19 protein-coding genes are annotated in these 18997 nt (G+C 63.7%); 10 read left to right on the forward strand and 9 right to left on the reverse strand.

Annotated elements, in window-relative coordinates; genetic code table 11:
* Nucleotides 1-142 precede the first annotated feature (142 nt).
* Complete coding sequence (gene gap / locus Har1129_RS16345; protein ID WP_151101794.1) at nt 143-1147, reverse strand: type I glyceraldehyde-3-phosphate dehydrogenase; 1005 nt, start codon at nt 1145-1147, stop codon at nt 143-145.
* A 201-nt stretch (nt 1148-1348) separates the two neighbouring features.
* Between gap and Har1129_RS16350 the strand changes: the two genes are divergently transcribed.
* Nucleotides 1349-1735, forward strand: coding sequence for an Hsp20/alpha crystallin family protein (locus Har1129_RS16350; RefSeq protein ID WP_151101795.1), 387 nt, complete (start codon nt 1349-1351; stop codon nt 1733-1735).
* Nucleotides 1736-1792: 57 nt separating this feature from the next.
* On the opposite strand, the gene Har1129_RS16355 is transcribed toward Har1129_RS16350, so the two are convergent.
* Nucleotides 1793-2656 (reverse strand): RimK family alpha-L-glutamate ligase, encoded by an 864-nt coding sequence (locus Har1129_RS16355; protein ID WP_151101796.1) that lies wholly within the window; start codon nt 2654-2656, stop codon nt 1793-1795.
* Between the two features lie 188 nt (nt 2657-2844).
* Between Har1129_RS16355 and Har1129_RS16360 the strand changes: the two genes are divergently transcribed.
* Nucleotides 2845-3276, forward strand: coding sequence for a universal stress protein (locus tag Har1129_RS16360; RefSeq protein WP_151101797.1), 432 nt, complete (start codon nt 2845-2847; stop codon nt 3274-3276).
* Between the two features lie 60 nt (nt 3277-3336).
* Here Har1129_RS16360 and Har1129_RS16365 read toward each other — a convergent pair whose 3' ends face one another.
* Both Har1129_RS16365 and Har1129_RS16370 read right to left on the reverse strand, forming a co-directional pair.
* Nucleotides 3337-3531, reverse strand: a complete 195-nt coding sequence (locus Har1129_RS16365; RefSeq protein WP_151101798.1) for a hypothetical protein — start codon at nt 3529-3531, stop codon at nt 3337-3339.
* 188 nt (nt 3532-3719) lie between these two features.
* Nucleotides 3720-4253 (reverse strand): 50S ribosomal protein L16, encoded by a 534-nt coding sequence (locus Har1129_RS16370; protein ID WP_004515406.1) that lies wholly within the window; start codon nt 4251-4253, stop codon nt 3720-3722.
* Nucleotides 4254-4472: 219 nt separating this feature from the next.
* Here Har1129_RS16370 and Har1129_RS16375 point away from each other — a divergent pair, with 219 nt between their 5' ends.
* Together Har1129_RS16375 and Har1129_RS16380 are read left to right on the forward strand one after the other, a co-directional pair.
* Entirely contained in the window at nt 4473-5471 is a 999-nt protein-coding gene (locus Har1129_RS16375) for a glutathione S-transferase family protein (protein ID WP_151101799.1), read from the forward strand.
* Nucleotides 5472-5543: 72 nt separating this feature from the next.
* Nucleotides 5544-6047: a type IV pilin gene (locus tag Har1129_RS16380; protein WP_151101800.1), complete on the forward strand. Its 504-nt coding sequence runs from the start codon at nt 5544-5546 to the stop codon at nt 6045-6047.
* 36 nt (nt 6048-6083) lie between these two features.
* Here the strand turns inward: Har1129_RS16380 and Har1129_RS16385 are convergent, their stop codons facing one another.
* A complete protein-coding gene (locus Har1129_RS16385; protein WP_151101801.1) occupies nt 6084-7136 on the reverse strand; it encodes a TrmB family transcriptional regulator in 1053 nt (350 codons plus the stop codon).
* A 172-nt stretch (nt 7137-7308) separates the two neighbouring features.
* Between Har1129_RS16385 and Har1129_RS16390 the strand changes: the two genes are divergently transcribed.
* On the forward strand, nt 7309-9327 hold the full coding sequence (locus Har1129_RS16390) for a glycoside hydrolase family 15 protein (protein ID WP_151101802.1): 2019 nt from the start codon (nt 7309-7311) through the stop codon (nt 9325-9327).
* A gap of 90 nt (nt 9328-9417) precedes the next feature.
* Here the strand turns inward: Har1129_RS16390 and Har1129_RS16395 are convergent, their stop codons facing one another.
* The gene (locus tag Har1129_RS16395; RefSeq protein ID WP_151101803.1) at nt 9418-10584 is read right to left on the reverse strand and encodes an ABC transporter ATP-binding protein; all 1167 of its coding nucleotides are present in this window, start codon (nt 10582-10584) and stop codon (nt 9418-9420) included.
* A 92-nt stretch (nt 10585-10676) separates the two neighbouring features.
* Nucleotides 10677-12776 carry an alpha-amylase family glycosyl hydrolase gene (locus Har1129_RS16400; RefSeq protein ID WP_151101804.1) on the reverse strand — a complete coding sequence of 700 codons (2100 nt, stop codon included), beginning with the start codon at nt 12774-12776 and terminating at the stop codon, nt 10677-10679.
* A gap of 211 nt (nt 12777-12987) precedes the next feature.
* Here Har1129_RS16400 and Har1129_RS16405 point away from each other — a divergent pair, with 211 nt between their 5' ends.
* Genes Har1129_RS16405 through Har1129_RS16415 form a run of 3 tightly spaced genes read left to right on the forward strand, consistent with a single transcriptional unit; the run spans nt 12988 to nt 16320 of the window.
* Nucleotides 12988-14268: an extracellular solute-binding protein gene (locus tag Har1129_RS16405; protein ID WP_191906094.1), complete on the forward strand. Its 1281-nt coding sequence runs from the start codon at nt 12988-12990 to the stop codon at nt 14266-14268.
* Between the two features lie 10 nt (nt 14269-14278).
* On the forward strand, nt 14279-15241 hold the full coding sequence (locus Har1129_RS16410) for a carbohydrate ABC transporter permease (RefSeq protein WP_151101806.1): 963 nt from the start codon (nt 14279-14281) through the stop codon (nt 15239-15241).
* On the forward strand, nt 15241-16320 hold the full coding sequence (locus Har1129_RS16415; RefSeq protein ID WP_151101807.1) for a sugar ABC transporter permease: 1080 nt from the start codon (nt 15241-15243) through the stop codon (nt 16318-16320). Before Har1129_RS16410 ends, Har1129_RS16415 begins: the two co-directional genes overlap by 1 nt.
* Here the strand turns inward: Har1129_RS16415 and Har1129_RS16420 are convergent.
* A complete protein-coding gene (locus tag Har1129_RS16420) occupies nt 16317-16907 on the reverse strand; it encodes a DUF4864 domain-containing protein (protein WP_151101808.1) in 591 nt (196 codons plus the stop codon). The genes Har1129_RS16415 and Har1129_RS16420 overlap by 4 nt on opposite strands.
* Nucleotides 16908-17026: 119 nt before the next feature.
* Here Har1129_RS16420 and Har1129_RS16425 point away from each other — a divergent pair, with 119 nt between their 5' ends.
* Nucleotides 17027-17947: a sodium:calcium antiporter gene (locus Har1129_RS16425; RefSeq protein ID WP_151101809.1), complete on the forward strand. Its 921-nt coding sequence runs from the start codon at nt 17027-17029 to the stop codon at nt 17945-17947.
* Between the two features lies 1 nt (nt 17948).
* Here Har1129_RS16425 and Har1129_RS16430 read toward each other — a convergent pair whose 3' ends face one another.
* Nucleotides 17949-18656 (reverse strand): nucleotidyltransferase family protein, encoded by a 708-nt coding sequence (locus Har1129_RS16430; protein WP_151101810.1) that lies wholly within the window; start codon nt 18654-18656, stop codon nt 17949-17951.
* Between the two features lie 125 nt (nt 18657-18781).
* On the opposite strand from Har1129_RS16430, the gene Har1129_RS16435 reads away from it, so the two are divergent.
* The gene (locus Har1129_RS16435; protein WP_151101811.1) at nt 18782-18967 is read left to right on the forward strand and encodes a hypothetical protein; all 186 of its coding nucleotides are present in this window, start codon (nt 18782-18784) and stop codon (nt 18965-18967) included.
* Nucleotides 18968-18997: the final 30 nt, after the last annotated feature.

Below are 18997 nucleotides of genomic sequence, written 5' to 3' on the forward strand. Positions count from 1 at the left end.
ACAGATGTCGACTGCGGGCACAGCTGATTGTGCCGACACACAGAGCTGACCAGTGGTCAAGTGCTGGTCGGACTCTCTGTGTGCCGTATTCTTAGTAAATAATAATTATAAACCTTTCTGACGCCACAAACCGTTTCGGCGCCTACTCTGTAATGTACTCGGCCACGTCGAGCATCCGGTTCGAGAAGCCGTACTCGTTGTCGTACCAAGTGAGGATCTTCGTCTGCCCATTGACGACGTTCGTCGAGGCGAGGTCGACCTGCGTGGAGTACGGGTCACCGAGGATATCGGAGGAGACCACATCGTCGTTCGTGACGCCGAGCACGCCTTCAAGTTCGCCGGCGGCGGCTTCCTCGAAGGCGGCGTTGACATCGCCCTCTGTCACGTCTTCGTCGAGGTCGACGACGAACTCGGTGATGGAGCCGTTGGGAACCGGGACGCGGATGGCCATCCCGTCGAGTTTGCCCTCAAGCTCGGGCAGGACCTCGGTGGTCGCCTGCGCAGCGCCGGTCGAGGTCGGGATGATGTTCTCGGCGGCCGCGCGGCGACGGCGGGGCTTGCCGTTCGGGCCGTCCATCAGGTTCTGGGAGCCGGTGTAGGCGTGGACCGTCGTCAGCTGACCGACGTTGATGCCGAACTCCTCGTCCAGCACCTTCGCGACCGGCGTGATGGAGTTGGTCGTACAGGAGGCGTTCGAGACGACATCTTCGCCATCGTACTCGTCGTGGTTGACGCCGTAGACGATCTGCTTGACTGGTTCGTCGCCCTTCGGCGGCGCGGAGATGAGGACCTTGTCGGCCCCGGCGTCGAGATGCTGGCTCGCGTCCTCCTTGGTGCGGAAGATGCCGGTCGCCTCGAAGGCAACGTCCACATCGAGGTCGTCCCACGGGAGCTGTGTGGGATCTGTCTCGTGGAAGATGCCCGCCTCGAAGTCGGTCCCCTCGACCGTGAGGACGCCGTCGTCGACGCTGGCTCCTTCGAGTTCACCCATAACGGTGTCGTACTGGGCGAAGTAGTCGATCTCCGAATCGTCCATCACGTCGTTGATACCGACGATCTCGACGTCGTCGTTGTGTAACGATGCGCGGAATACGTTGCGGCCGATACGGCCGAAGCCGTTGAGGCCGACGCGGACTGGCTCACTCATTGGTACCTAGAGAGGCAGTCGGTCAGTGTAAAGTGTTTTCGGATTTGTTGTAAATTTGTGTTTGTTTATGCGCGTTCGGGTTCGAATGATTAATAGTGATAGTGTCTGCTCGAGTGAGAGCATCTGCTCGACAGTGTCAGTTGACAGGTCACAGGTTCGTCCGAAGGCTTTTGAAACGGACGAACGTACTGACCTATAGGAATGAGACGCGATGACAGTGACGACCCGTTTGACGAGTTCTTCCGGGAAATAGAGCGGATGATGGACGAAATGATGGGGGCCGAAGGCGACGTTCACATCGACCGGGACACCGGTGGTGGTGGGGCTGACCTCCACGTCGACGTTCACGAAACCGACGAGGAAATCCGGGTTGTCGCCGACGTTCCGGGCGTCGACAAGGACGCAATCGACCTCAAGTGTGACGGCACTGTCCTCACCATCAACGCCGAGAGCGCGGAACGCGAGTACCACGAACGACTGACGCTACCGACCCGCGTCGACGAACACTCCGCCGCCGCGACGTACAACAACGGTATCCTCGAAGTCACCTTCGACCCCGAAGAGGACTCTGCCGACATCGAACTGTAGCGCGCCCGTCGCGTTCTCGTCGCTGTTCTGTCCACTATTTCCACCGCAGCGACAGCCCTACCGTTCCGCCGTGGTGCGTATCAACGCCGCCAGATCGTCCCAGAAGCCGTCCTCGTACTTGGTCGCCGAGTCGATTGTCGGCCGAGCGTTCGTTTCGTTGACTACCGCGCGGTCTTCGGTCACCAGCAGGTCGACGCCGAGATACGGAATCGCCAGTTCGTCGGCTGCGTCCTCGGCTAATTCGCGTAGCTCCGTTGGCAGTTCTTGGCCCTCGGCCTCGGCCCCGCGGTGAACGTTGTGCTTCCACCGGCCCTGCTCGCGGCTCGCTTCGGGGAGCCGGCGCTCGACCGCGCCGACGTACTCGCCGTCGACGACCATCACGCGGTAGTCGGCGGCGTTGGGCATGTACTCCTGAACGAGAAACGACTGGTCGCTGACCGCGCGGTAGTCATGGACCAGATCGAGGTAGTCGACGATGCCGAGAAACGAATCCAGATCGTGGGCCTTGGCCACGCCGACGCCGCGGGTCGTCGAGTTCGGCTTCACCACAACGGGGGGGTCGAACCGCTCGAACGCCGCCGTCAGTTCGGCCTCGCTCGCCGGGTTCGACACGACGACGGTTTCGGGAACAGGGATGTCCGCACGGCCGAGGCGCGCCAGCACGTCGGCCTTGTTCCGCGAGCGGAGGATGGCTTCGCGGTCGTTGACCCACGGCACGTCCAGCATGGCGTCGGCGACCGCCCCCTCCATGATTCGAGAGGGGTAGACGAAGCCCACGTCGTACTCGTCAAACGGGCTCTCGTCGAGCGGCAGCGTCCGCTCGGCCGTCTCGACGTGGCCCACCTCGATGTCCCGGGCCGAAAGCGGCCCCTGCATCCGCTCGAAGGTCTCGGCGTTCGTGGCGACGGCCAGCCTGTGCATGGGTTTCAGTTGGTTTGGAGGGATAAAACACGCTCGCAGCCACTGTCAGCACGCGGTGGCCGAACCCTGTTACGTATCGCGTACTGCTCGCTGCCAGCCACAGAACGGCGGTGTACAATCCACGAATGCGAAACGATTGGCGAAATTGTCAGAGAACCACTAAGTATAGTGGGAGAAATAGGACAGTCGTGTACGACGATATACTCTTTCCGACGGACGGGAGTGACGGCGCAGACGAAGCACTTGCCCACGCGCTCGAACTGGCGAAGACACACGACTCGACGATTCATGTGCTCTCTGTCGTCGATTCGACGTATCTCGGGAGCGCCGCGGCAGAAGCCACGACCATCGAATCACTACAGGAACAGACCGAGCAGGTCATCGATGAGACGGTCGATGACATTGCCCACCACGGCGCGGCCGTCGTCGCCGAGCACCGAATGGGTGACCCGTACGAGGAGATCATTGGCTACGCTGAGGCTGCGGGCGTCGATATGATCGTCATGGGAACCCACGGCCGGACCGGTCTGGACCGGTTTCTGCTAGGGAGCGTCGCCGAGAAGGTCGTTCGGACGGCGGACACACCGGTAATGACGGTCCGACTGTCCGACGAGGCGTAGCGGCCGCTGTCAGCGTTGGCATCCCACCTAGAGCAGTGGGTGCCCTGTAGTGCTGCCGGGTCACTTGCCGCGACTTCGTCGGAGCGCCCACAGAACGAGGAGGGCACCCTCGACGCGAGCGGCGCTGTACACCCACGGGCGCAGGTCTATTTCGTCGCTGTTCGTCGTCGCGAGCCCCATCCAGAAGTCGACGACCTGCCGGGGCCGGAGCAGTTCGAGGACACCGAGGGTCAGAAGTACGAGTCGGAATGCCATGTTCGACGGTACGCAGGACGACTGCAAGAGTATTGTGGGTACTGGTGACATGGTACAAGAATGCCCCCCGAGCGCATGGTTTCGCGATTGAGGCACGGCTCAGTACCCTACGGAGCGGCCGGAAAACGAGGCCGGGCGACGATCAGCGGTCGTCCAGCCCTGCGAACGGCGAGCGAACGCCGCTCGACTTACGCGATCAGCAGTTCTTCGCCGCGTTCGACCTTGATACGGCAAGAAGGCGTGATCTTGTTGTAGGCGCGGCGGAACGCTTCCTTGACGTGCTCTGCGTCCTCGACGTTGCAGTAGGCGGTGAACAGCTGTTCGCCGGCCTGAACGCGGGCGGCGGTGCCGACGATCTTCCCGAAGGCGGCACGCATCCCGTCGGAGACACGGTCGGCCCCGGCACCGGTCGCCTGCTTGTTCTCGCGCAGGACTTGGTGGGGGAACTTCCGCAGCGTCATCTTGTAGTCGCCTTCCTCACCGATCTCCTTGATGAGGTGGCGGTTGGCCGACAGGCGGGAGGCCTCCAGCGAGCCGTGACGGAGCTGGACGGTCTCCTCGACGATGAGGCTGATCTGGACGGGGTAATCGTCGGCGTCCTTCTGTTTGCGGCCCATCTTGTGCTGTGCGATTTTCGAACCGGGAATGCCCGTGATGTATTCGCGTCGGGTGTACGCGGGCTTGTCGATGTCCCGGTACATTGAGGCGGGTTTGTCCGACATAGGTACTCTTGGAGAATACGTCGCCGAGCGGCCCAATAAGGGCTTCGAACCCGCCCGGCCGCGTGTCGTGGTGTCTCACACAGCGGCCTACAGCCGCGAACGGCCCCGTACCGGCCGTCGCTGTGGCCGGGCTCCTGTGTCTCGGTCCGGTGTGAGCTGTCGCCGGTAACACCGCTGTCACCGCGTTCTTTTACGCTTCGCGCGCCTATAGACGGTAACATGAATATGCTCGTTGAGGGTGAGTGGCGGACCGACGCGTACGAAACAACGAACGAGGACGGGGCCTTCGACCGGCAGGACACGACCTTCCGAGGCCGGGTGGAGGACGACCCCGACGCACGATTCCAGCCCGAAGCTGGCCGGTATCATCTCTATGCCTGCCGCGCCTGTCCGTGGGCCCACCGGATTCTGGTCGCCCGGAAGCTGCTGGGACTCGAAGACGCCATCACCGTCGACTACGTCGACCCATATCGCGGTGAGGACGGCTGGCAGTTCACGCCCGAGAAGGAGGGCTGCACGCCGGACACGGTCAACGGGTCGGACTACCTCCGCGAGGTCTACGTCGAAGCCGACCCCGACGCGACCTGTCGCGTGACGGTCCCGGTGCTGTGGGACAAGCAGGAGGAGACCATCGTCAACAACGAATCCGAGGAGATTCTCCGGATGCTCGACACCGAGTTCGACGACGTGGCTGACAACGACGTGGACCTCTACCCTGAAGGCTACCAAGCGGAAGTCGATGACATCATTGACGACATCTACGAGCCGATCAACAACGGCGTCTACCGCTGTGGCTTTGCTGACAGCCAGTCGGCCTACGACGAGGCTGTCGAAGAGCTGTTCGACGCCTTAGACCACTGGGATGCCGTGCTCGAAGACCAGCGTTTCCTCGCCGGCGACCGCCTGACCGAGGCGGACATCTGTCTGTTCACGACGCTCGTCCGCTTCGACGAAGTGTATCACACCCACTTCATGTGCAACCACAAGCTCATCCGCGAGTACGACAACCTCTGGCCGTACCTCCGAGACCTCTACCAGCTCCCCGGCGTCGCCGAGACGGTGAACATGGACCACATCACGGAGCACTACTACACCACCCACCCCGACGTGAGCCCGAAGCGAATCGTCCCGATGGGGCCCGACCCCGACTTCGAGGCTGTCCACGACCGCGACGAACTGGCGGGCGACCTCCCCGAGACGCTGTTCCCGACGGCGTAAGCGACGGCTGGCCGATATCGAACGCTGAGCTGACGCTGCTTCTTTTATACACCCAGTTCTCACCTGTGTTCAATGAGTCGGGTAGATGGACGAAGCCGGGGCGTAAGTCCGGTTATCGGCGTCGTCATTCTCGTCGGCATTGCTGCTATTCTTGCTGCCACCATCGGTGTGTTCGCGCTCGGCTTCAGCGAGCAGCGACCCACGCAGGCCCCGCAGGTCGCTATCGTGGCCGACTACAGCGAGCGGACCACCGGCAACGGGGAGTATCTGAATCTCAGCTTCAAAAGCGGCGAGACCGTCTACAGGGACTCTCTCTCGGTTGTTGTGACGGGCGCGAAAACCTCCGGTGGCAGCGACGTGACGCTGGACACCGACCCGATACAGGCACAGGCCGCGACGCGGATTACATCGGGCACCCGGATTACGATACATCAGGGCCACTTTTCCGGGACCGGTGGCGGGTCGTATCTGGACCTGAGCGACGCGACGCTTCGTCTGGTCTGGAACCCGACGAACGAACCGGAGTCTGAAACGTACGTCATCTACCGTTGGCCGGACCCGAGCCAGCGCAACTGAACAGCTGCTTTGCCTCCGCTGTCGGACTGTCTCGCTTCACTCGGCCAGCGAGAGCGTGACCGCGTCGGTCTCGTAGTCCTCGATGAACGACCCGGAGCCGCCAAGCGAGACAGTCCGGTCGCCGATGTCGACGACCAGCGTGTGCTCGATGGGGTAGGAGTTGGTCTGTGGTTCGGCGACCCCCTGTTTCGTCTCGATGACGGTGCCCTCGATGGTGGTTGTGTCGTCGTCTGCCTGTACCGCCCGTACTTCCGCGGAAACGTGGACATCGTGGCCGGCGCGCAGGTGGAGTGTCGCTTGGAGGACGGCGTGGCGGAAGTCGTGGTAGGTGGCCGGAAGCGGGGCCGGGTCGGTAACGGTCTCCTCGGTGGCCATCAGCCAGTAGTTCCCGAGGAACGAGCCTGACAGCACCGGGACGAGCTGTTGCTGGACGAAGGCGATTGCGCGCTGGTCGGAGTTGGTGCGTGTCACCATCTCGGCCGGGGAGACGAGGCCGAACTGGGCGTCGACGGTGAGCATTATCGGCATCGGCTGGCCCCATGACCGGGCGACGGAGGCAAGCCCGCTCACGTCCTCGGGGCGCAGGTCGTCGGCGCTACTGACGACTAGCATCACGAGCACGCCGCGGTCGACGGCCGCGACCAGCTCCTCCGATATCTCCGGGAGATACTGCTGGGGAACCGACAGCATGATCTCGCGCTCCGCGTTTCTGATGTATTCCGTGAGCCGCTTGATGACTGTCACCCGCGACTTGATGACGTCGAACTGCTGTGGTTCTCGTGCACTTGCCGAGTATCGGGAATCGAGCGCCCCGCTCATCTCTTCGAGCCGGTCGGTCAGGGCGTCGATGACTTCCTCGGGCGGCCGAGCGCGGATCGTCGTCGGCACGACGTGGTCGTTGACCTCGACGAACCCGCGGTCTTCGAGCGATTCGCTGATACTGTAGACGTACCGTTTGGAGACACCGGTATCGTCGGCGATTTCGCTTGCTGTGGCCTCGCCGCTGCCGAGAATCGACAGGTACGTGTCGACTTCTTTCTCCGACAGACCCAACTGTGCCAGCCTGTCCCTGAGAGTCGAATCGTCCATCTGTTCACATCTGGTAACGGCGGCGGATAACTGTGTTTCGGTGCTGTGTAGCCCGGAAACGCCTTGGAGCCGCCGGCGGGGGACGTACCGTCGACGGTCTCGCGCCAGCAGTCACAAGAATGAATAACTATTACACCATATTTTATATCCCTTGCAGTGGTGTCTCTCTCCAATGACGCTCCGGACGGCACTCAACGACTTCAAGCGGACGCGGGACCGCCGCCACCAGTTCCCGGGTGAACTGCGCTCTACGACGGGCTTTTTCTCCGGACTCGACAGTCGGCTAGTGCACATTGACCGCGATGGCTCACTACGGGACTACTCCTATCCGCTGTGTGGACTCACGGGGATCGACCGCTCGCGGTTCGGCATCGACACAGGTTCGACGACGTGGTTCAGCGCTGACGCCGACCAGCGGTATCTCGGTGACGCTGGCGTCGTCGAGACTATCCACGACTGCGGCGACTGGGCAGTTGTCCAGACAGACTGTACTATCGAACAGGCACACGTCACTCGGTTCGAACTCCGCGGCGATGCACCCGCTGACGCGTCATTACGGGCGTTCGTTGACTTCGCACCGGACGGGCGCGACGGCCAGCAAAGCCTGTTGATGCACGGAAACACCGTCGAGGCCTACCACCGGTCCGAACACGACTTCGCTGGCGTCTCTACCGACCTCGACACCGTGCAGGGCCAGATTCCCGAGCGGCTGCCCGAACTCGTCGACGACGACCCGGTTTCGTTCCCCCGGGCGACCGGGGAGCGGCGGTACGAGGATACGACGCTGACCGGCGGTGTCCTGCTGTCTGCGCCGTTCGTCGACGGCGGCGTCACACTGGCGACGCTGCTGACGGACACGGACGAAACTGACCGCGACGCGGCGCTGTCGACCATCGACCGACTGGTGAGTGACCGCCACACCTCGGAGACGCTGCTCGAAGCGGGTCAGGCACAGCGGCGATGGACCGCGCCTGCGGACACGCCGAGTCGTGAGAGCGTTGTCTCCGACCTTCGGGTCCTCTCGCTGCTTTCGGCCACGAACGGAGCCAGAATCGCTGCCCCCGACTTCGACCCGTACTACGTCACCTCCGGCGGCTACGGCTACACGTGGTTCCGAGACGACGCCGAGATATCGGCGTTCCTGCTCGAAGCCGACGAGACCTTCGGCCTCGGACTGGCGTCGTGGCACCAGCGCTCCGCCGAGTTCTACTGTCGCACCCAGCACCCGGACGGCAGTTGGCCCCACCGGGTCTGGCCCGGCGACGAGACGCTCGCGCCGGGCTGGGCGAACGCCCGGCTCGAAAGCGGCGCGGACGCGGACTATCAGGCTGACCAAACCGCAAGCGTCACCAGCTTCCTCGCGACGTATCTCCGGACTGGCGAGCCGACCGACCCGGAGCGCATCGAGACCACGCTCGGGCGCGCCGTCGAGAGCATCGACGACACGCTGGCCGACGACGGTCTCCCGGTCGCCTGCCAGAACGCATGGGAGAATATGCAGGGGCGGTTCACACACACCGCTGCGACCTTCCTGCACGCCTACGCGGCCGTCGCCCGCGCACCCGTCTGTGCAGCGCTCCGGGACCACGCCCGGTCACAGGCCGAGACGGTGCTGTCGGCGCTGGACAGCCTGTGGACCGGTGACCGCTACGCACTCCGCGAACACGACGGGACCATCGACGACCGTCTGGATTCTGCGACGCTGGCTCTCCCCGCAGCCTGTCGTGTCGCCGCCGAGACCGTCGATCTGTCGACCGAGACTCGTGAACGGCTCTGGACCCACGTCGAGACGACACTCGACGGGCTGGAACGGGACACCGGCGATATCCGCGGTCTCATCCGCTTCGAGGGCGACGACTGGCGGCGTGGCTCGCAAGACCGAGAGAAAATCTGGACCGTCTCGACGGCGTGGGGCGCAAACAGCGCCGCTCAACTCGGTGCGCTCCTGCGCGATGCCGACGACAGCCGGGCGGCGGCGGCCTACGCCCGGTCCCGTGATCTGCTGGGCGAGATTCTCCCCGGCGGCTCGCTCGTCCAGTCCAGCGGCTACCTCCCTGAGCAACTGTTCGACGACGGGACGCCGGACTGTGGCACGCCGCTCGGCTGGCCCCACGCACTCCGGCTAGCGACGGTCGCCCACCTCGCTGACGCCGGGGAGCTCACTGCCGAGCCGCTGGGCGTCCGCGAGTAACTCTTTTTCCACACCTAGTTTCCCCAAAGCTTCGAGGGAGAGTAGGAACTGTATAACTGGTCGAAAACAGCGACTACGGCCGAGAGTGGACTACTGCGGCGTCGCGACAGGCGCGTCTTCGCTGGCCGTAACTGTCTCGCCGGTCTCCGGGTCGAACAGGTGGACGGCGGATTCATCGAATGAGACCTGTACGCGGTCGCCGATGGCTGGCTCCACGTCGGTGCTCACTCTGGCGATGAAATCCGGCGCGCCGTCGCCCTCGAACCCGGTCTTCGACTCGCCCAGATTGAGATAGAGGTAGTTGTCGCTGCCGACGGGTTCGAGCACGTCAACAGTCGCCGGGACGGCGTTCTGGTCGCCGCCGTCGCTGACGGAGACGTGTTCCGGTCGGATACCCAGCACGTACGAACCGCCTTCGATGTCGCCGAAGGCACTGGCACGGCCACCCGTGAGATCATAAGCGAAGTCGTCGTTAGCGCCGGTGAGGCGCACGCCGCTGCTGAGCGGTTCCGCGGTCACGTCGAGGAAGTTCATTGACGGCGAGCCGACGAAGCCGCCGACGAACTGGTTCGTCGGGTTCTCGTACACCGTCTTCGGCCGGCCGGCTTGCTGGAGTCGCCCGTCGTTGAGGATGACGATGCGGTCGCCCATCGTCATGGCTTCCTCTTGATCGTGGGTGACGTAGACGGCCGTGATGCCGAGTTCCTCCTGCAGGCGCTGGATTTCGGTCCGCATCGTCGTCCGGAGCTTCGCGTCGAGGTTGCTGAGTGGCTCGTCGAAGAGGAACACGTCGGGTTCGCGAACGATAGCGCGCCCGAGTGCGACACGCTGTTTCTGCCCGCCCGAGAGCTGGTCCGGTGTGTCATCGAGCAGGTCCCCGATACCCATCATCTCGGCCGTCTCGATGACTCGCTCCTGCCGTTCCTCCTTCGAGAGGTCCGTGCTCATCCGGAGGCCAAACGCCATGTTTTGTCGGATGGACTTGTGCGGATACAGCGCGTAGTTCTGAAACACCATCGCAACGTCGCGCTTACGGGCGTGGACGTCCGTTACGTCCTCGTCGCCGATGCGGATACGACCGCTCGTCGGCCGTTCGAGTCCGGCAATCATCCGCAGTGTCGTCGATTTGCCACACCCCGACGGACCGACCACCGTTACGAACTCCCCGTCGTCGATGGACAGGTCGATGTCGTCGACCGCCACGATAGAGCCACCGTCGAACTCCTTGCGGAGACCGTCTAGTTCGAGACTCGCCATTACACAGAGTCTCACACCCATCGCTAATAAGTTTGATGGGATTTTTCATAGAAGTTCTAGCACAGTCGAAGCGGTCGTGAAACCGAGAACCGTCAGCGCTCTCTCGATGCCGGTGCGACGACGATATCTCTGACCTCGACCGTCCCGCCGCTGCTGATCGGGTCGCCGCCGAGGAGGTCGGTACCCCCGATTTGGGTGTCGACCGAGACGTTCGCTGTCCCGTCGCCGAAGTGCAGAACGACCACCAGCGTCTCGTCACCGTCGGTGCGTTCGTAGGCGACAACCGCCTCCGCATCGCCCGTTTCGACGGTGTGGGGAACCGGGCGTACCTCAGATGCACGCAGTGGGGCGTGATCCGCGCGGAGCGCCACCAGTCGTCGGTGGAAGTCGGTCAGGGCGTTGTCGCCGTCGTGCCAACGCATCGTTCCCCGCTGTTGCTCGACGCCGCGCTCTTGACCGGCGTATATCATCGGCGTTCCGGGAAGCGTGAACGTGGCTCCGACGGCCGCCCGAAGCGATGTCTCACCGCATTCGTCGAGGTAACGGTCCTCGTCGTGATTGTCGATATACCGCATGTGGCCGGTGCGGTCGGGGTAGCCGTGCTCGACCGACGCATCAACTGCTTCGAACAGCGACGACGCCGGTTTCTCACCGGTTCCGATGTCCCGGAGCGTGTCGAATAGGTCCGTGTCGTAGTGAACGTCGAACTCGTTTTCGGCGAACGCGGCGTCACGCGGGACCGTCTCGTCGAGCAGCAGGAACTCGGGGTCGTCGGCTTTCACCTGCTCCCGGACTTCCTTCCAGAACCCGTGTGGTACGCCCCAAGCGACGTCACAGCGGAACCCGTCGACCACGTCGCGCCAGTCGTCCACCACATCGAGCATCCAGCGGCGGACGGCGAGCGAATCGTAGTTGAGGTTCGGGATTCGCGTCCAGTTGAAGTAGTGGCCCGGCGCGTCTTCGCCAGCCCAGTCGATGTCGGAGACGTCACGTGACGCCGGTATCCGCTCGTAATAGTCGGCGTACTCGGAGACGCCGGCTCGGTGGAGCTGGAACGCCGGATGGTCCCGCGAGCTGTGGTTGATGACCAGATCGAATACCACGCGGATGCCGGCCTCGTGGAGTCGGTCGACCAGCGATTCGAACTCCTCGCGAGTCCCAAGGTCCTCGGCGGTGTCGAAGAAGTCGGTGATGTGGTAGCCATGGCGGGTCGGACTCGCCTGAATGGGGGTGAGCCACACCACGTCGACGCCCAGCGACTCGATGTAGGGGACCCGCCGCTCGATGGCCTCGAAGGTCGTGTCGACGGTTTCGCCGGCAAACGACCGGACGAATATCTCGTAGATGGTGGCGTCGCTGACCCACGTCGGCGGGTCGGCGGGCCGCGAGACAGTCGCTGGGGGGTCTGTGGTCCCGCCCTCGCTCCCGTCACCCCTCTCCACGACTAGCGTGTCCGCGACGCTGTGACGCTCGGCGACAGCGACAGCGTGAAGCCGGGCTGTTTCGGGCAGGGCCTCGTGTGGCACCCGGAGTTCATTGCCGTCGATGGTCACCGCGGACTCCTCCAGCGCGTCGCGGTCGTCGAGGTAGAATTCGACCATCGGCTCGCTCCCCGACGGGGCCGCGCGGGCGTCCGCTGAGACGACGAAGTCCCCGTCTACTGTCTCTCCAGTGAGTTCGACCCGCGGCCGGCCGGGCCCTTCAATAGTGACCTCGTCGGTCGCAATCGCTTCGAAGGAGCCGTCGAAGCTGAAGATAGCGTGGTGGGTCCCCGGTGGCAGGTCGGTCTCGATGATCCACTCGTCGCCATCGCGCTCGGCCCAGTGTGTCCCCATCGTGAAGTCGTTGAACTTCCCGATAACGATGGCGCGGTCGGCGACGGCGAAATCGGTGCTCTCGCCATCGTCGCCGAAGTCGCCTTTCGCGACGCTGAACCGGCCCGTCTCGGTGACCGCTGGGAACGCCCGAATGACCTGTTCGTGCGTGCCGTCCGGGGCGGTTAGCTCGGCTCGATAGACGCCCGGTGTGTCGGGGTCGAGGTGACAGACCGGGCCGTCGCCAAGCGTCGCTGTACTCGCCGCTGGCCGCTCGACTAACCGCCACTCGGCAGCCATATCGGGATCGGGCTGGCGCGGGGCCAGTTCGACCGATTCGCCGACGGTTGCGAACCGCGGCGGGCCTGGATGGTGCATACGCCTACGGTGCGGGGACGGTCCCGTGAGTGTTACGCTTCCGGTTGAATTTTAGAAAAGATATTACCTCGCTTATTTTCCCGCGCCTGATTTGTTGAAACCCATATACGTCGCGGCGACTTCACGCCGATTCCCGGAATCTATCATCATTGTCTCCTTCGATTTCCGAATGATTTAAGTTATGAAGGACTATTTCATCCCATATCTATCCATGACAATGGAACGACGGACAGTGCTCAAGCGGATCGGCGGTGTCGGGGCGGCTACAGCCTTGGCTGGCTGTAGTGTGCAAGAGCAGGGCAGTGGCGGCTCGGACGGAGGAACGGCATCTGGCGACGGTTCAGACGACGGGGCAAGCGGCGGGAGCCAGCAGTCCTCCGGGACCGCGACGGCGTGGTACCAGCTGCAGGATTCGGAGATACCTGCACGCGAGGCCGCGATGAAGGCCTTCGAGAGCGAGACGGAGTTCGGCGTTGACGGGTCTGATATCTCCAATATGGAAAAGAAGACCACGAGCGCGATTCCGGCCGGCCAAGGGCCGGAGATATTTGAGTGGGCACACGACTGGGTCGGCGACTACTACCAGCGGGAGTTCGTCGTCGACCAGTCCGACGAGCTCTCCGTGAGCCTCGATCAGTTCACGGACGCCGCCGCCTCCGCCGTCCAGTTCGACGACGCCGTCGTCGGACTCCCGCACTCAGCGGAGACGGTGACGCTCATCTACAACGCGGACATCGTCGATGAGGCACCCGAGACGGTCGACGACATGGTGGCGGCGATGGAGGCGTACCACGACCCGGGTAGCAGCCAGTACGGCCTCGCTGCGCCGTTCGACCCGTACTTCACGAGCGGGTGGATTCAGGCCTTCGGCGGTTACTACTTCGATCCGGAGCAGGACCCGGCGCTCGGGCTGGATGCCGACGAAGCCATCGAAGGGCTCCAGTTCGCGCTCGACACCCTCCGTCCGTATATGCCGGACGACCCGAACTACGAACCGCAGGCTGCGACGTTCTCGGAGGGGAACGCTGCCTTCGCGGTCAACGGGCCATGGTATCTTGCGACGCTGAACCAGAGCGACGTGAACTACGAAGTGGCGACGTTCCCTGCCATCGACGGCGGCGAGGTGACGCCGTACACCGGTATCTCGATGTGGTACTTCGCGGACGCGATGAGCGAGGGCGGGGACAATGCCACGGCCGCCCGGAACTTCGTCGAGTGGTTCGCCACCAACGAGGACCACGCGACGCGACTCGCCGAAGAGCAGGGTGCGATTCCAGTGCTTGACAGCCTCGTCGGTAGCGACAAACTCCCCGACCACGTCCAGACGTATTCACAGACCGTCAGCCAAGGGATTCCGATGCCGACCGACCCGCGCATGAACAAAGTGTGGTCGCCGCTTGAGAACGCCCTCATCGAGGCGTTCAACGGCGACGCGAGCGCCGAAGACGCACTGACGACCGCTGCTGAGGAAATCCGCAGCAACTGGGAGTGACCACCGACCCATGAGTACGGTTTCACGAGCGGCGGACCGGATCGAGTCGGTCCCGTTTCTGACGCGGGACGACGCGTCGTTACTGCTAGTGCTCCCGGGACTGTTCGTCTTCTCGGCGTTCATGCTGTTCCCGGTCCTCTATCTGCTGGGTATCTCCTTTACCAACGCCGAGCCGGCCAACCTGTTCGCCGGCGAGGGCGTCGTCGCCGTGCTCACGTTCGGCGACGCGCTGTTCGTCGGGCTGGAGAACTACGTCGACGTGCTGACCGACGGCCAGTTCTGGAACTCCTTCGGCGTCACATGGCTGTTCGTCGCTACGAGCGTCACGCTCAAAATCGGGGCGAGCCTAGCCATCGCGCTCATCGTGACAAGCGAACTCGTCCGCGGCAAGCGCGTCCTTCGCTCGCTCATCATCTTCCCGATGGGGCTGCCGCCGATTTTCACCATCACCGTGTGGCGCGGCATCTTCAGCTCCGCCGAGTTCGGGCTGATGAACCAACTGCTGACCGCGCTCGGAGCAAGTTCCGTCGCGTGGCTGTCGGGCCGCTGGACCGCCTTCGTCGCGTACAACGTCACGGAAGCGTGGCTGGCGTATCCGTTCATGGTCATCATCACCGTTAGCGCGCTACAGGACGTACCCGAGGAACTCCACGAGGCGGCCGTCGTCGACGGCGCGGGCTTTCTCGCTCGCTTCGCTCACATCACGCTCCCGTCGATCAAGCGACCCGTGCTGTTTGCGTCTATCCTGACCTCAGCGGCGTCGTTCCAGCAGTTCCTCATTCCGTTCGTGTTCAACCAAGGCGGCCCGGCACGAGCGAACGAACTCATCGTCGTCTATGGCTATCGCGAGGCGCTGTCGTTCCAGCAGTACGGTCGCGGTGCGGCTATCAGCATCATCGCACTCGTGTTCATCGGCGCGTTCATGTGGCTCAACGTCAAGAAAGGTAAACTCGCCGACGGGGTGAACGACTGATGTTGCTCAGTACAATCGCCAGAAAGCTCGGCAACGACATCAAGACGTTCGCGACGATGCCCGCGCGGACGGTCCGCAAGTGGTCCTACACCGTGCAGGCCGTCCGTCGGGGCGAACTGCCCGCGTCCGAAGTCTTGAAAGTCATCCTCTCGACTATCGGGGCGACGCTCGTGGTGCTGGCACTGCTCTTTCCGATCTACTGGATTCTGATGGCGGCGCTCTCCGGCTCCGGAAGCTCGCTGTACACCTCCGAGAGCTTCTCACTACTCCCCTCGAACCCGACGGTCAAACCGTTCATCTGGGTTATCGGCGACCTCATCGTGCCGTCGTACTCGATCTCCGCCGCCATCCCGTTTACCGACCTCGCCTTCGTGTTCCAGACGCCGGGGATCGAAATTCTGGATGCCTCCGACTACGGCGTCGACCGCCCCTCGGAGTTCAAGCGCTTCCTCTGGAACAGCCTCATGGTAGCGATTCCGACCGTGCTGATCGCGATGTCGCTCATCATTCCGGCGGCCTACGCCCTCTCGCGGCGGGAGTTCCTGTTCCGCCGGAAGGTCCTGTTCCTCTACGTCCTGATGACGCAGGTCGGAGGCGGTCTCGGTGTCGCTTTGCTCATCGGGATGTACGCGCTGTACGTCCAGTTCGGCATCAACGACAGCAAGCTGGCGCTTGCGGTGTACTACGCGGCGACCGCCGTGCCGTTCAACACGTGGCTGCTGAAGACCTACATGGACGGCATCCCGGTCTCCTACGAGGAGGCCGCCGTCGTCGACGGCGCGCCGCCGTGGCGGGTCGTCACCGAGGTCATCATCCCGATGTCGACGGCCGGGCTGGCGACGGTGTTCATCTTCGTCTTCCTCACCGGGTGGACGGAGTTCGTCGTCGCCCAGACGCTACTCGGGACGGAGAACTACACGCTGCCGGTCGGCCTCTACGCGATGGTCGACGAGTACTCTATCCCGTGGGCGCGCTTCTCCGCGTTCGCGCTCTCCTTCGCCTCGCCGATCATGCTGGCGTATCTGTTCGCCCAGCGCTACATCGAGGGCGGCCTCTCCTTCAGCGGGATGGAAGGCTAGGCCGGCGCGACGCCTGCCGTCATCCAGCAGCCCTCGTAGGGCCCTGCTGTCTGCTTTTCGACCGTCCACCGGTAGCTTGTCGTCGTCCCGTTCGCGTCGACGACCGTCACCGGCTGTGTCGCGGTGTCGCCGTCGCGGTCGAGTGGCCCGTACCGCACCCCCGTCGCGTTCAGGAGCGGCTCGAACCCACTTTCGATGGTCCGGACGAAGTTCGAGTACGGTCCCGTCAGGTCTCGGTTCGATGGCGACGCGAACTGCCAAGTCGTGTTGATTCCGGCGTTCGTCGCCGGGTCGTTGTTCTGCAGCGCCAGTACCTGAATGTGGACGACGAGCCCCGGCGGCCGTTCGCAGTTCGGTCGCAGTTCGAGGACCCGCGGCTGTGTCACGACTGACCCGTTGGCGTCGACGGAGACGTTCCCCCAGTACTCGCCCGTCGTCCCCGTCGCTTCCGACTCGTCCGTCGGCACGGTGGCGGGCGTTATCGTCGGGTCGGCCGGTGACTGCCCGCCACCGAACAGCGCCCCGCACCCGGCTAGGAACGCGACGGCGCAGACCACTCCCAGCCGAACGGCGCGGGACCGTGTCATACGCGACCATGTGACTGTACACACTTCGCTGTTCGGTTGTCTCACACGTCGACAGCTGTTGCTTGTCGTCGTCTCGGGGGACCAACGCTTTTGAGCCATGGGGTTGTCACTGGAGCTACATGACGATCCTCGACGCCGCGGGCTTTCTGGGCGGACTGGGGCTCCTCCTCGTCGGCGCGGACAGGACGGTGCGGTCGGCGGCCGAACTCGCCCTGTACTACGGCGTCTCCACCTTCTTCGTCGGCGTCACCGTCGTTTCGGTCGGCACGTCGATCCCGGAGATGACTACCTCTGTGTACGCCGCGACATACGGGGCCGGCGATCTACTCGTGGGAAATATCGTCGGCTCCGAGACGGCACAGATAACGCTCGCCATCGGTATCGTGGCGTTCATCTCCCCTATCTCCGCAGAGCGACGGAACGTCTTGGTCTACGGCGGCGCGATGGTGCTCGCCATGATTATCATGATCCTCACCTTGGAAGACGGTATCACCCGCTCCGAGGGGCTGTTGATGATGCTTGCCTATCTCATGTTCATCCACGACATCTACTCCAACGAGGGCGGCGAGGAGATAGCCGAGGAGGTCATCGGAGACGAGGAACCGCCGGCGCGGGTGGTACCACAGATTGCACTGGGCATCGGGCTCGTGATAGTCGGCGGTCACCTACTGGTGACCAACGGGGTCGCCATCGCGACGGTCGCGGGCATTCCCGAGTATCTCGTCGGCATCCTGACCGGTCTGGGAACGACGGCCCCGGAGATCGCTGTCGCCAGCATCGCCGCCCACGAGGGTCGCGAGGGCATCTCCGTCGGGTCGCTGCTCGGCAGCAACATCACCGACCCAGTGTTTTCCCTCGGTATCGGCGCGCTGGTCGCGGACGTCACGCTGGCCGACCCGGGAGCCGTCGTCGCGTCCGTGACCTACATGCTGGTCGTCTCGCTCGCCGTCCTCGGACTGCTGTACTGGCGGCGAGGCATCGACCGCCGAAACGCGCTCGTCTGTGTGCTCCTGTATCTCCCGTCACTTGCGCTGTTCTGACTCAGTCCAGCCGTCGCTCGACCGCGTCGATATCGCCCGGCTCGTTGACGTTGTGACACCAGCCGTCGAGTTCGACCGCCTCGACGCGATGACCGGCACTCAGCAACAGGTCGATTGCGTCGGGGAGTTCGTACTCGCCTCGCTCTGAGGGCTGTGTCAGCGCGCAGGCGTGGCCGATAGCCGGTTCGAACACGAAAAAGCCCCGCGTGACCAGCGTCGACGGCGGGTCCGACGGCTTCTCTACGAGCCCGGTCACTCGTCCCGTCTCGTCCGTCATGACAACGCCGGTGGTCTTGGCCTCGGCCCGCGACACGTCTTCGACAAGCAGCGTCGCGCTGGCGTCGGTTTCGCGGTGGCGCTCGACCGCATCACCCAGATTCGCCCGGCAGACGTTGTCGCCGTTCAGCACGACAAAGGTCCCGTCGACAGCAGAGCGAGCCTGTTCGAGCGCGTGAGCCAGTCCCAACTGTTCGTTCTGCCGGACGTACGCTATCGGTGTGTCCCGGTATCGCTCTCCATAGTGGGCCACGATGTCGTCGCCGCGGTAGCCGATGACGACGACCAGACGGTCGACGCCGACAGACAGCAGCGTGTCGAAACAGTGTGTCAATAGCGGCGTTCCAGCGACCTCGACCATGGCTTTCGGTTTGTCCGCAGTGAGCGGTCGCATCCGCGTCCCTTCGCCAGCAGCGAGTACGACGCCGTCCATATCCGGACTCACACTTGCACCGGCTAAATGCCTGTGGGCGAGCGGTCTTTGGGCATGGCCTACCTTCGTCGGCCCGGACGCCTCGGGGGAAAGAGACAGGTGGCAGCAGCGTGTGACTCTGACGCATGGAAGACGAAGCGTGGCGCTCGGTCGAAATCATCCGCGACAACGACGGCGTGCCCCACGTCCTCCAGCAGAAGATGCTGGTGTACACCAGCGGAGTCTCCGAGGAATCGGCCGGCTACACCAAACCGGCGATGGAACACCGGCTGGTCCCGCTCAAGGACCTCACGAAGTTCGGGCAGTCGTAAACGGCCCGTCGGGCCAGTCAGTGTTTCGAC

This window comes from Haloarcula sp. CBA1129 (assembly GCF_008729015.1).
GTDB lineage: Archaea > Halobacteriota > Halobacteria > Halobacteriales > Haloarculaceae > Haloarcula.